This is a genomic window from Alteromonas sp. W364, from assembly GCF_031846205.1.
Taxonomy (GTDB): domain Bacteria; phylum Pseudomonadota; class Gammaproteobacteria; order Enterobacterales; family Alteromonadaceae; genus Glaciecola; species Glaciecola blandensis.
This window is the reverse complement of record NZ_JAVRID010000008.1, coordinates 67,786-81,077: the sequence shown is the minus strand read 5'-3', so window position 1 is coordinate 81,077 and position 13,292 is coordinate 67,786. Positions and strand designations below refer to the sequence as shown.

Annotated in this window: 9 protein-coding genes; 5 read left to right on the top strand and 4 right to left on the bottom strand. The window is 42.8% G+C overall.

Features of this window, described 5'->3' with window-relative positions; translation table 11 throughout:
• The first annotated feature begins 33 nt into the window (after positions 1–33).
• Positions 34–840: a hypothetical protein gene (locus tag RM556_RS13540; RefSeq protein WP_311374854.1), complete on the top strand. Its 807-nt coding sequence runs from the start codon at positions 34–36 to the stop codon at positions 838–840.
• A gap of 146 nt (positions 841–986) precedes the next feature.
• On the opposite strand, the gene RM556_RS13535 is transcribed toward RM556_RS13540, so the two are convergent.
• From RM556_RS13535 to RM556_RS13520, 4 genes are all read right to left on the bottom strand, one after another.
• Positions 987–2,369, bottom strand: a complete 1,383-nt coding sequence (locus RM556_RS13535) for an acetylhydrolase (RefSeq protein WP_311362207.1) — start codon at positions 2,367–2,369, stop codon at positions 987–989.
• Between the two features lie 111 nt (positions 2,370–2,480).
• Positions 2,481–3,473 carry a Gfo/Idh/MocA family oxidoreductase gene (locus RM556_RS13530; RefSeq protein WP_311362206.1) on the bottom strand — a complete coding sequence of 331 codons (993 nt, stop codon included), beginning with the start codon at positions 3,471–3,473 and terminating at the stop codon, positions 2,481–2,483.
• Between the two features lie 106 nt (positions 3,474–3,579).
• Complete coding sequence (gene galK / locus RM556_RS13525; RefSeq protein ID WP_311374853.1) at positions 3,580–4,740, bottom strand: galactokinase; 1,161 nt, start codon at positions 4,738–4,740, stop codon at positions 3,580–3,582.
• Between the two features lie 23 nt (positions 4,741–4,763).
• Entirely contained in the window at positions 4,764–5,801 is a 1,038-nt protein-coding gene (locus RM556_RS13520; protein ID WP_311374852.1) for a UDP-glucose--hexose-1-phosphate uridylyltransferase, read from the bottom strand.
• 523 nt (positions 5,802–6,324) lie between these two features.
• Between RM556_RS13520 and RM556_RS13515 the strand changes: the two genes are divergently transcribed.
• From RM556_RS13515 to RM556_RS13500, 4 genes are all read left to right on the top strand, one after another.
• Entirely contained in the window at positions 6,325–9,084 is a 2,760-nt protein-coding gene (locus RM556_RS13515) for a TonB-dependent receptor (protein WP_311374851.1), read from the top strand.
• 201 nt (positions 9,085–9,285) lie between these two features.
• Entirely contained in the window at positions 9,286–10,812 is a 1,527-nt protein-coding gene (locus RM556_RS13510; protein ID WP_311374850.1) for a tryptophan halogenase family protein, read from the top strand.
• 7 nt (positions 10,813–10,819) lie between these two features.
• Positions 10,820–11,590: a SapC family protein gene (locus RM556_RS13505; protein WP_311362205.1), complete on the top strand. Its 771-nt coding sequence runs from the start codon at positions 10,820–10,822 to the stop codon at positions 11,588–11,590.
• 147 nt (positions 11,591–11,737) lie between these two features.
• Positions 11,738–13,192, top strand: coding sequence for an SLC5 family protein (locus RM556_RS13500; RefSeq protein ID WP_311374849.1), 1,455 nt, complete (start codon positions 11,738–11,740; stop codon positions 13,190–13,192).
• Positions 13,193–13,292: the final 100 nt, after the last annotated feature.

Below are 13,292 nucleotides of genomic sequence, written 5' to 3'. Positions count from 1 at the left end.
CTACAAGTAATTAAACATACCAAGGAAGGTAATATGAAAAATATCAAAGCGAGCAATATCGCTGAACACTCAAAGCGCTTATGTGCAGCCTTAGGTCTGGTTGGAGCTTTGATCTGCGCATCAGTGCTTAATCACGCTTACGCTGCAGTTATCATTGGTGAAGACTTTGAAAACGACGGGCTAAATACCGCATACTTTGCAGTGAACGCTGGTAGTTTTGATGGCCCAAGAACAGCCAGAGATTGGCATTGGCAGCGCCACTCAACCAACATTACCAATAATACTAACTTCTATCGAGGATTCCAGGGCCAAGATTTTTGGACGGGCATAAACCTTGACGAAAACGGCTCAAGCGCCGCGTCACCAAGCACACTAAGCTTTAATAGTGTAGATATCAGTAACCATCAGAATGTCCGCCTTTCGATGAGCGTAGCTTCGTCTGGAGGCTTAGAAAGCACTGACTATCTCGCAATTTATGCACAGGACCTCAGTTCAAGTAATGCGTCTGCACTTCCGTCAAATAATCAGCAGAGGATACTAATTGATTCCTTTTTTGGTGGTATTGGTTTGAACAATCCGATTGAACTCAACGCAGACTTTCAAACTGTAAGCTACGATCTTTCCAGTCTTAATTTTGACGTATTTTCGCTACACTTCGACGCTTTTACGAATGCCTCAAAAGAGAGCATCGCATTTGATGATATTGTTATCAGCGGTGACTTGATTGCAAATAGCAAAGACAGTGAGGTAATCACCGCCAACAGCCCCAGGGCGTTTAGCGCCATGAGCCTAATGGCACTTGCATTTATTTTTGCCAAACGCCGAATTAAATTGGGCTAATATTATCACCAGTTGAAAGCGCAATAATTAAACGAGAACAGTTGCTGAGTAGATAAGCTAGTTAACATGCTTGGCTTTCATATTCCCGTTTAACAAACAAAGATATGACGAGCCCTTGCTCGTCATTTCTTCAAGCGCTTATTGTCTTATTTTTCAGAGTTTTTTGCTTTTTGTTCCCAGCGAAGTCCTGTCGAAAAGCGACTATCAAAGCCTTTCCAAGGCTCACCTAATTTTCCATTTACCTGTGCCTGGTCAGAACTTTCAGACAAGTCTAAATAATCACAAGCGCTGCTGACTTTCTTCACATGACAATCCATCATGGCCAAACTGAAATGTTTGTTTATATCGTTCAAAACTGCACTTGACCAAGCTGGTTCGTAATAGTGACCGAAGTCAGTTTCACTTCCCCAAGCCTCTGCTGGCGTGGGATGAGGTGCAATATTGTGCCTTGCATTCATCATTGTCAGCAAATAGGTGTCTTCTGATGACATACTATCGTACAAACTACGAATACCGTCATAACCTGAAATATCATCTAAATTGCCAGCAACAAATAGTTTTGGAACGTCAATCGCTGCCAAACTTTCTTTGGTAAACAATTGATGTTGACCGCCCCAAGCAGCAAAGGTAATTGCCGCTTTCCACTTATCGTCAACTTTAGGGTTCTCGTATTGGCCTGCTGCACAGCTGTTTAAGGCTTTTTGTATCATCGGTACAATATTTGGGTCCTGCACACCGGTAAACATGCCTGCGGCTACCGGGCTAAAATTATAGCAACCACCAATTGTATTGATCGCGCCGAAGGACCCCATTGAGTAACCAACAAGTCCCGCATTGTTTGCGTCGACAAGATCACTAAGGAAGTGACTTTGCTCTGTGATGTAATCTAGGGTGAACTGCTGATCTCGGCTTCGGTTGATCAAGGTACTCGGGAAACCATTAAAAGGGCCATTGACCATATCCACGTCTTCGTTGGTTGAATCGGTATGGTCAATACCTACAACTATGTAGCCATGACTGGCCAAGTGTTCACCTAGATAAAACATAATGGTGCGATAGCCCGTGTAACCGTGAGATATAATCACAACAGGATGCTTTTCTCCATTCGCTAAGGGCGAAGCATCTCTATATGCATCAGCTTTGATGCTAAAGCGTTTAGCTAAGCGAGTTTCATTTTCGTAACTTGTCTTGGCGCTATTTACGTCAACTGTTGCTGGATACCAAACCTCCAAGCGAAGATTCCGTGGCTCTTGAGTATTTGTTAGCAGGTTAAAATAGCTCTTATTGCTAATATCCATTGTACGCACGCCAACTTTGTACTTTCCCTTGCTTGCTAGTTCAGGTTGCATGTCTGGATGAGTCACCGGGTATAGATCCTGTGCTTCTATTTCTGTTTCAGACATAGCAAAAGCACTAAACTGCATCACAACACACAAACCTATGGCGAGTATTGCTAGGCTCTTGAGTAGGGCTGTTCCCAGCCAGACGTTTTTGCTTCTCTCGTGTTGGATTTGCGTTATTTTTACCATTATCGATTTTGCCTTTTTATTATTAATGATTGTCGCCAAGCTCAGACTTCACCGAACTTCACGATACACTTCCTTGCTTCCTTCGATAAACGTCAGACTCAATAGCCGTCCTTAGTTCTCATCTTTATACTTTATACCCCACTGGGCTCTGAGTTCGTCCATCGTTTGTAAGACACTAATACTCTCACTCGCAGGTAAAATAGGACTTTCTGACAATCCCTGCTTAACACAGTCTTGCATGTGTTGAATTTCGAAACTGAAGTTTTCATTGCTATCAAAAGGGTAAGAATGTGTTTGCGGTGACTCACCTTCTCGATGAACGACGAACCCCTGAGCACCAAGGAAATGAGGTACATCAATATAACCTTCAGAGCCTGCAATAATGCCGCTTGTTGGAGCAACATGGCTATAAGCTGAGGACAAATTAGCGCGACCACCATCCTCATATTCAAATAAGTAAAATGAGCGTTGATCAACACCTGTTGTGTCGAGAACAACTGAACTTTGTATCTTGCTTGGAGCCTCACCAAAAGCAATGTAAGCGAACGTGATAGGATAAATCCCTAAATCGAGCAATGCGCCACCGGCCAACTCTTTATTACGAAGACGATGCGTTTCTTCAAATACACGATTCAAACTAAAATCCGCGCGCACAGACAGAACATCACCAATGATATTATCGCTCAATACCTTCTGTAACATTCTTATCGCTGGGAGGAAACGTGTCCATACTCCTTCCATTAAGAAGCATGACCTCTCCTTTGCCAAAGCAAATAACTCTGTGGCCTGCTTGGCGTTGAGTGTAATAGGCTTTTCGCAAAGAACATGTTTATTGGCTAGCAGGCACTGCTTGACGGATTGGTAGTGAAAATTGTGCGTATTTGCAATGTACACCGCATCGATATCCGAATCTTGGAGCAGTTTATCGTAGCTATCATATATCTCGGTAATTTGATGCTTTTCACTGTTTCTTGCTGCCCAATCTTTCGCGCGCTGCATAGAATTTGATGCACAAGCAATAAGCTCGCCTTCATTCAAACAGGCTAAACCCTCAGCGAAGGTATTGGCGATATGTCCACACCCTATTACACCCCATTTCAACATTATATATCCTTAGTTTTTTGACAAGTTCTGTTTAAGAAGCAGCTGTAATCATAGTTGTTTTTTAAGGATAATCTAGGCGCATACTGAGCGAAATCGTGAATCGACCTTATAGGTCATTCACAAGGAGCCCGTCACCAGCGCTACACACGTATATATTGGCTTTCAGCTTAAACCTTTCTTCATAGTGAGCTTCAAGAGCCTCTTCGATTGAGGAAATATCCTCTTCGCGGCAAAGGCAAACAATTGCGCCACCAAAACCACCGCCAGTCATTCTCACGGCACCACGGTCCTGTAAGGCCGCAGCACAAATTTCAACTAAGCCATCAGTTGCGGGCACCGTTACTTCAAAATCATCACGCAGTGATATGTGAGAAGCTGTCATTAAGTGACGTAACTCTGTCATATTGTTTTCGGCTAATGCATCAACAGCATCGAGTACGCGTTGGTTCTCGCTAATCACGTGATGGGCGCGTTTGTATTCATTCTTTGTCAGTAGGTTTTTCACGGAGTCTAAGGTAGTCATGTCAGCTTTGCGTAAGGAATTAACCTGCATTTTTTTTGCCGCATTTTCGCAATCGATTCTACGTTGGTTGTATTCGCTATCGACGAGTTTTCGAGGGTAATTTGAATTAACAATAACAACCACTAGGTCCTTAGGAATAGCCACTGCTTGGGTTTTTAAACTCTCGCAATCCAGCAGCATTGCGTGGCCTTCTTTTCCGCATGCCGAGATCATTTGGTCCATCACCCCACACTGGCAATCGATAAAATCATTTTCAGCTGCTTGACCCAGTAATGCTATCTTTTCCTTGCTCAAGCCTAAGTTCCCAGCATGATTAAACACACCACCAATCGCGACTTCCAAAGCTGCAGAAGACGAGAGGCCACTTCCCTGAGGAACGTCGCTATCAATCAACATGTTGAATCCACGTAGCGCTAAGCCTTCGCGTCGGAACACATAAGCGACTGCACGAACATAATTACCCCAATGTGATTCGCCGCTGACAATATCTTCACTAATACTAAAACATTCAGATTCACCAGGGTAGTGGGTTGATTGAACAGAAATAAGGTCATCGTCGCGCACAGAAAAAAGAATGCGAGTGCTATATTGCAAAGCGCAAGGCAACACAAACCCATCGTTGTAGTCGGTGAATTCACCAATGAGGTTTACCCTACCTGGAGCAATTGAAATAGCTTGTGGTGGTACTGCAAATATTGATGAAAATGCCTTTTGAAAATCAGTATCGTATATTTTAGACGTCATATTTTATCCAAGCCGAGGCTAAGTTAACTAGCTTTATAATGTACGTTAGAGGCTTCTCGCAATATTTTTGCAGCCGTTTCAGCGGTCAAATCGCGCTGACTTTCCGCTAACATTTCATAACCAACCATATGTTTTTTAACCGTAGCTGAACGTAAAAGTGGTGGATAGAAGTGTGCGTGTAGACGCCAATGTTCATTATTTTGCATATCAAGAGGCGCGTTATGCCAACCCATGGAGTAGGGAAAACTCGTATTGAACACATTGTCGTATTTAATGGTTAAGATTTTGAGCGCTTCTGCCAAAGAGTGACGCTGCTCAGCATTTAATTGCGAGAACGTTTTTACATCGTCTTTGCAAAGCAGCAATGTTTCAAATGGCCACTTAGCCCAATAAGGTACGACTGCAAGCCAGTGCTCGTTATCAACGATAATACGTTGTTCTTCACTAAGTTCGCGATCGATGTAATCGGCAAGCAATGAGCGTCCATGTGTTTGGAAGTATTCTAGTTGTCGTTCGTCTTCTGCTTGAATTTCTGTAGAGCGATGATTGTGGGCCCATATTTGCCCATGCGGATGAGGTTGTGAACACCCCATTATCTCACCCTTATTTTCAAAGATATGAATACAAGAATAGTGTTCTGCTAGTTCATCAAATTGGTTCTTCCAAGTATCAACCACTTCCCTGATTTCATTCACGCTCAGTTCGGGCAGCGTCTTGCTGTGATCGGGTGAAAAACATATTACTCTTGCTGTACCGGTCGCAGGCTCAGCTTGAAACAGTGCGTCACTTTGGATAGACCCGACGTCCGTTTGTTGAGGCGCCAACGCACCAAAGTCGTTTGTAAAAACATGCGTGAACTCATATTGCGGGTTACCTTCACCATTTGCTCGCAAGTTGCCAGGGCAGAGTGGGCACGATGCATCATGAGACGCTAGTGTGTTTTCAGTTGCGGCCTCAGTAGCCCCTAACCACGGTCGGTTATTGCGATGTGGAGATACCAAAACCCATTCACCGTTTAATATATTTTTACGGCGGTGGGTAAATTCGAAATCGCTTGTCATATATGGCATACCTAACAATTAATGTTACTTCAATACATTCTATACTGGGCACATTACCGCTTTATTTTGGTGTTCATCAAACTTTTCTGCTGAAAGTTAATAAGTGCTGCTTTCGTAGTCGAATAACAAACCAATTTTGCCCCAACTTTGTGTAACGAATGATAACGAGGCACATAAAACAAATCAAGATTAATCGTATTTATAAGATAATTTAAAATTATTTTTTAACAACAAAACTCACATAAGAACTTTCAAAAAAAACTGCCCTAAAGCAAACTTTAATTATATTTATCAATAAATTAAAATCCAAACACACAGAATAGAAACACATAAATTGTAAATGACTTGTCACAAAAACGTCACTAGATTTAATTTAAATTTAACCAAAATCATTGTAATTTTCACTCAATTGATTATATTTATACGATAAATAGGTTTTAATCTATTTTGTATTGTGTCGAACACACACAACTAGACACATTAAAAAACAAAAAAAGATCGAAAAAGCAAAGGGGAAACACAAATGAACAAGACGTTAACAACGTTTGGTAAACGCACGTCAATAGCAATAGCTGTGGCGGGTGCTTTATTGAGCTCAAACCAAGTCATCGCACAGGAAGAATCGGCCGACGACGCAGTAGAAGTCATTCTTGTAAGCGGTATCAGAAGTAGTCTGAAAGCATCTATCGATGATAAAAAGAATTCCAACCTAGTATCAGATGGTATTAAGGCAGAAGATTTAGGTAAGTTCCCAGATTTGAACGTTGCCGAATCATTGCAACGTATTACGGGTGTCTCAATCGATAGAAGCGGTGGTGAAGGTCAAGCTGTTACCATTCGTGGTTTTGGTCCACAATTCAACACTGTACTCGTTAATGGTCGTCAAATAGCGACCGACAGTGCTGGTCGTGAGTTCAACTTTGACGTACTAGCAGCCGACCAAATTGTTGGTGCCGACATTTTCAAAAGTACGAATGCTGCAATGCAAGAAGGTGGCATTGGTGGCACGGTTGGTTTGATTACGGCTCGCCCATTCGATTATGAAGGTTTCAAGGCAGTTGCCTCGGTAAAAGGCATGTATGAAAGTTTGAGTGAGGAAATCTCTCCTTCAGTATCTGCTTTAGTGTCTAACACATTCAACGACGATACAATGGGTGTTTTATTAGCTGTTAGCCACCAACAACGTGACGTGCAAATCAACCAAATCGCTACTGCTGGTTGGCGTCCTGGCCAGACGATTCAAAACAATCGTGACGGCGTATTATTTTCAAATGCATACATTCCTCGTAACTGGGATCAAATCGTTGATAACCAAGAGCGTACGCGTACAAATGCTAGCTTAGTTTTCCAATATGCTCCTTCAGATGATTTAACAATTACTCTTGACGGCTTTGTATCTAAGTTTGAAGTCGACTCTGTCGTCACTGACTTAGCATCTTGGTTCGAGCCAGACCGTGTTGGCTCAGCCACTATTGATCCTGCAACAGGCACATTGCTAACCTTTACTCAAGATATTGGCTTAGACGCCCAAGGTTCTGGTAACCCGGCAAGTGACTTTGTTTCGACCACTCGTAACTCTCGTGATGTTTCAAACGATGGTTTCGGTTTAAATGTTGAATGGGATATCAATGATCAATTGAAGGCCGAGTTTGATGTGTCAACCTCATCGGCAGAAAATGATCGCGCTGGTAAAGACCGTTTCAATGTAGTGGGTATCATTAATAATTACTCCTTTGATGGCACTGGCAGTATCCCTACCGTTCGTCATGATGGTTTTGGTAATGGTAGTCTACCTGATGCGTCATTATCTCGTTTGCACTATAACGAAAAAGGTAATGTACCTTCGGCTGAAGATGAAATTACAGAATTTAAAGCCGACTTCACATACCGCGCTGACAGCGATGTTTTAGATAATGCACGCTTTGGTGTATACCGTCAGGAACGTGAAAAGTCGGTATTCCAAATCTTTGGTAACCAATGTGCGTTCTGTGGATATGGTACTCCTGCACCAAACGATACAATTAACTTCAGACCATTTACAGCAAATAACTTCTTCCCTGGTTTGATTGACACTTTCTATACCTACGATGGTGACGCATACGTTGACTTCTTAGCGGCAAGTGGCAACCCAATCGTAACGACTTTACAGAATAACCGTTACACGATTAACGAAGACATCACGAGTTTGTACATGGACTTCACTTTCATTTATGACTTAGGTGACATGCCTCTATCGGTAAATGTAGGTGCTAGATATGCACAAACAGATATCGACGTATCAGCGGTTCAGAGTTTCCTTACTGATATTATTCCAACGACTGACGCCACTTTATTTGGAAACGTTTTTGGTCCAGCAACCGATATCGTGCAAGGTGGCAGTTACGCTAACTTATTGCCAAGTGTTAACGTGAAGCTTGAAGCGACTGATGACATGGTGATTCGTTTCTCAGTATATGACTCGCTAACTCGTCCAACAATGGACCAGTTGTCACCAGCGACCACGTTTAATGAACCTCGTCGTCAGAACCTAACGGCATCAGGCGGTAACCCCGCGCTTAAGCCTTTCCAGTCTGAAAACTGGGATTTGGCTTTTGAATGGTATTATGGTGATGCGAACTTATTTACTTTTGCGTTCTTTAACAAAGAAGTCGATAACTTTATTACTCGTTTGACAGGTCCAGAAACCTATACCTTAGATGATCGTTTAAACACGCCAGGAAATCGCTGTAGCGTAACTAATACTGCGCTTTGTGGCAGTGACGCAACAGCAAGCGCTGACGAATTGAATGGCCTTACAGAAGTTTACACGGTAACGCGTCCTCAAAACGGCGACGCAGCAACAGTGACAGGCTATGAAATTGGCCTAACTCATTTGTTTGATAACGGTTTTGGTATTCAAGCGAACGCTACCATTGTTGATAGTAACGTGTCTCTAGGCACTGATACTACGCAAACATTTGCACTAGAAGGTATTGGTGACTCTCAGAACTTGGTCTTGTTCTACGAGAAAGACCAAATCCAAGCACGTATTGCTTATAACAATCGTGAGGGCTTCCTTCGAGCAATCGACAATGGCTTCAACGGCGAGCCAATCAATACTGAAACTTTCGGCCAGATAGATGTTAGCGCGAGCTATGACATTGACGAAACGTTCACAGTATTCTTTGAAGGTATCAACATTACTGAAGAAGAACTGGTTCAGACTGGTCGTTTTGCTAACCAAACTTACTCGGTTGAAGATAACGGACGTCGCTTTGCATTAGGCGTACGTGCTGCTTTTTAAGAGTAATGTAACAAAGAAAGATGTTTGACATCGTGAGTGGCAGCCAACGTGTCCTGGCTGTTCACTCACACTTTGTATCTGTGGCTGTACAAAGCAGTGCAAAGCAAGCTCAAACCTATATTTACTTCACTTCACTCAGCGTTTATCGTGCATAAGGCAATAAGCCTTTTAAGTTAAGTTTGAAAACGGATTACGCAAGCTATGTCTGAAGCTATTAAAAATATTACAATTGTGGGTGGTGGTACAGCTGGGTGGTTAAGCGCAGCCATTATCGCCGCACACCATAAAGGGAGCAGCGCCGAGGGCGTCCAAGTTACCCTAATCGAATCTTCTGATATCCCCACTGTAGGTGTTGGCGAAGGCACGTGGCCGACTATGAAAAATACGCTACGGGATATTGGTATCAAAGAAGCTGATTTATTTGCTCATTGCCATGCTGTATTCAAACAAGGCGGTAAGTTCGTAAATTGGGTACATGGCAACGGCGACTTCTATTATCACCCCTTTACCGTGCCACTCGGATATGGTCGCTTAGATCTTGCCCCCTATGTTTCCGACATTGAAAACTACGCAGTCGAATCGAACTTCCAACACCATGTGTGTGAAGCGGGTTTGGCCCCTCGTACCATATCTGAAAGTGAATATACCGGACAATGCAATTACGCCTACCATCTCGATGCCGGTGAATTCGCTGAGCTTCTAAAAAATCACTGTCGAGATAACTTAAATGTAAAACACATCGTGGATACGGTGAATGAAGTTACGCTAACATCAGACGGCAGTATCAAGTCTATAAACTTGGAAAAGCATCCTGCAGTAGAAGCTGATTTGTATGTGGATTGCACGGGTTTCGCTGCTTTGTTACTAGGTGGGAAACTCAATGTACCGTTTATAAAGGTAGACGATGTCCTGTTCAATGATTCAGCTTTAGCTATGCACGTTCCTTATGAAAACGCAGATAGTCCAATTGCTTCTCATACTATTGCCACAGGTCAAAACGCCGGATGGATTTGGGATATTGGTCTGACCCATCGACGCGGTGTTGGTCATGTCTATTCCAGCAAGTACTTATCAGATGATGAGGCAGAGTCGAACTTGCGCAAATACTTGGGTAAAGCGGGAGAAGGTTTGACTACCCGAAAAATTACCTATCAATCCGGTCATAGAGAGCGCTTTTGGGAGAAAAACTGCGTCGCGGTTGGCATGGCAGCTGGATTTGTGGAGCCATTAGAAGCGACTGCAATCATGTTGGTCGAACTTTCAGCACGATATATTGCTGAAAATTTACCGCCAAGCAAAACCATAATGCCGACAGTAGCCAAGCGATTTAATCAACAAATGCGCTATCGCTGGACTCGAATTATCGATTTTTTAAAGCTGCATTACATGCTAACAAAGCGTCCAGAGCCATATTGGCAAGACCATACCAACCCAGACAATATTCCTGACTCATTAAAGGAAGATCTTGCAATTTGGGGTTATCGAGGCCCAACGAGCGGAGACTTCGAAAGTGCGATAGAATTGTTTCCAGCCGCCAGTTATCAATACGTGATTTATGGCATGGGCTTCAAACCTGATTTTTCTCAGCAAGCTCATCTTTATCAAGACAAGCAACAAGCTGAAATGATTATTCAGAGAAATCAGAAAATTACAGAACAGATGCTACAAACCCTTCCGCCTCATAGAGAATATATTGAGAAGTGGCTTGCTAGCGCACAAATGAAATAACGGACATATGAAAAAATTAACTCTTGTTGAACTAAGTAACACAGCGCATAAAAACTTAAAGATAAAAAACAATGCTGTGATCAATTTTGCTGCAAAACAACATTTAATGAATTTGCGTGCAACTGAGATTGCTCAAGCTGCCACTTGTTATCCAGTATTCGCTACCAAGAATACACACAACGGATTTTGGAGCTTTTCTGCCATGACGAGTTTCGTGCCAGATATGAATTTGTTTGTAAAAGACGGCAAACTCGACGCGATATACCGCCCGACCAGCATTCAAACCTACCCCCTATATCTTATGGTTTCGCCAAAAGACGAAAAGTCATACACAGTGGGTATTGTTGACGGTGGTGATGACTTCTCGGAAAAAACTGGGGAAGCAATGTTTGAAGATGACGGAAAGCCAAGTGCAGCAACGCAAAGACGTATGCAGATACTAGAAGCGGACGTGAAGAAAGATATTCAAACTGCGCAATTCAGTACCGTATTAGACCAAATGGGCCTATTTAAGCCAATTGATATGAACATTCGTTTCTTAAGCGGCGAAATTCAGAAGCTAAAAGGCCTGCACACTATCGACGAAGATAAATTCCAAAGTCTCAGTTTGGAAGACCTCGATAAGTTGCGTAAGGAAGGTTACTTGATGCCTATTCACGCCATGCTGGTTTCTATCATGCAAGTGAATAAGTTGATTAATCTCAGCAACGAAGTCGTTGATAGAGCGCAAATTGTAGAAGTTAAAATGGAAGTAGCAAAAGATACAGCCATTGCTTAAATCAGTAAGATGTGGCGCTCGCATCTGGGCGCCATCGCAATATCAAAGAATGTCAGCCTCACGCTAACGCAACATTAGCGGAGTCATTAAATAAAATAACAATAAAACTCACCAATAAGTATTTTGCGCGTGAGACGAGGGAGTATTATGTCCGAAGGTATTATTCAAATATCGGTTTTTCTAGGCGTTACATTGTTAATCGCCGTCCTAACTTACATTCACTGTAAAGGGAAAGGACACCGTGAAGCGAATCAAACTAAAGAATACTTCCTAGCGGGCGGCGGTCTAGCCTGGTATTTCGTCGCAGGTTCAATCACGCTGACTAATCTTAGTACCGACCAACTTGTAGGTATGAATGGCAATCAGATGGCGCTTTTAGCTCTTTGGGAGTTTTCTGCGGTTGTTGGTCTTATCATTCTAGCCAAGGTATTTTTGCCAGTTTACTACCGCTACAACTGCACCACGACAACTGAACTTTTAGAAAGACGCTATAACGATAAAAACATTCGAGCTGTTATCAGTACCTTATTTTTCCTCGGAAGCGCACTCATCTTTTGCCCTGCTGTCATCTACAGTGGCTCTTTATTCATGATCAACATGTTTGACCTCCAGGTCAATATCATGACGGTTGCAGTGGCTTTCGCTGCCGTCGGTGCTATGTACGCTATTTTCGGTGGTTTACGAGCGGTTGCTGTGTCAGATACATATTCAGGCGTCCTGTTGCTCGTCATGGCATTAGTCGTTGTCTTTGTTGCATTGCAAGCCATTGACTATGATTTTTCCGGCATTCCACCAGAACGTTTAACCTTGATTGGCGATGATGAATCACCTATTCCTTGGCATACCTTACTGACTGGCATGATCTTCATTCAAATGTTCTACTGGGGTACAAACCAAGTTATTACTCAACGAGCAATGGCAGCGCCAAATATAAAAGAGGCGCAAAAGGGCGTCTTCGCTGCTGCAGGTATTCGCTTGTTAATCGTACCAGCAATCATTGTGATACCAGGCATCATCGCATTTAAACTTTACGGCGACATCGGTGATGCAACCTATGGTCGGATCGTGGGTGATTTACTCGACCCCTCCCTCTCAGGTGTTTTTGCTGCAGCGATGGCGGCAGCAGTTCTCACGACTTATAACAGTAACCTAAACTCAGCAACGGCTTTGTATGTTTGTGATATTCACCAAGCCTACATCAACGATAAACCAAACGTACCTAAGCTCAGTGGTTTAGTGACTGCCTTATTAACGGTTGTTTCGCTTGCATTAGTACCAGTTTATGCCAGCGCTGAAAGTATTATTAATCTAATCCAACAATTGTATGGCTTATTAAGTATGCCTATTCTTTCGGTCTTCGCAGTGGGTTTGTTGTTTAAGAATGTACATGCAAATGCGGCGATTACCGCTGTGATATTTGGTGTATTGTTCTATGGCGCAATGAGCTTTGAGTTCTCTCCACTCCATGCTCCTTTTGGCTTACACTATATTCACTTGATGTTTATTACATTGTTGTCCTGTGTGTCAGTAGCACTGCTGGTGAATGCACTCGTGTTCAAACAAAAGCCGGTATTTTCGTGGGCAAATACTGCAGAGATGTAGATAAGGCGAAGGTAGTCTTGACGCTTTGCATAAGATAATTTATCGATTATTTGTATGCAACATGCGTTATGGTGCTTTAGATCAAAGTTTGGCTCTAAGC

Bases quoted from the DNA above. Each gene is read 5' to 3' on its own strand.
- RM556_RS13530 (WP_311362206.1), bottom strand. From the start codon at position 3,473: ATGTTGAAATGGGGTGTAATAGGGTGTGGACATATCGCCAATACCTTC.
- RM556_RS13505 (WP_311362205.1), top strand. From the start codon at position 10,820: ATGAAAAAATTAACTCTTGTTGAACTAAGTAACACAGCGCATAAAAAC.
- RM556_RS13515 (WP_311374851.1), top strand. From the start codon at position 6,325: ATGAACAAGACGTTAACAACGTTTGGTAAACGCACGTCAATAGCAATA.
- galK (WP_311374853.1), bottom strand. From the start codon at position 4,740: ATGACGTCTAAAATATACGATACTGATTTTCAAAAGGCATTTTCATCA.
- RM556_RS13540 (WP_311374854.1), top strand. From the start codon at position 34: ATGAAAAATATCAAAGCGAGCAATATCGCTGAACACTCAAAGCGCTTA.
- RM556_RS13535 (WP_311362207.1), bottom strand. From the start codon at position 2,369: ATGGTAAAAATAACGCAAATCCAACACGAGAGAAGCAAAAACGTCTGG.
- RM556_RS13510 (WP_311374850.1), top strand. From the start codon at position 9,286: ATGTCTGAAGCTATTAAAAATATTACAATTGTGGGTGGTGGTACAGCT.
- RM556_RS13520 (WP_311374852.1), bottom strand. From the start codon at position 5,801: ATGACAAGCGATTTCGAATTTACCCACCGCCGTAAAAATATATTAAAC.
- RM556_RS13500 (WP_311374849.1), top strand. From the start codon at position 11,738: ATGTCCGAAGGTATTATTCAAATATCGGTTTTTCTAGGCGTTACATTG.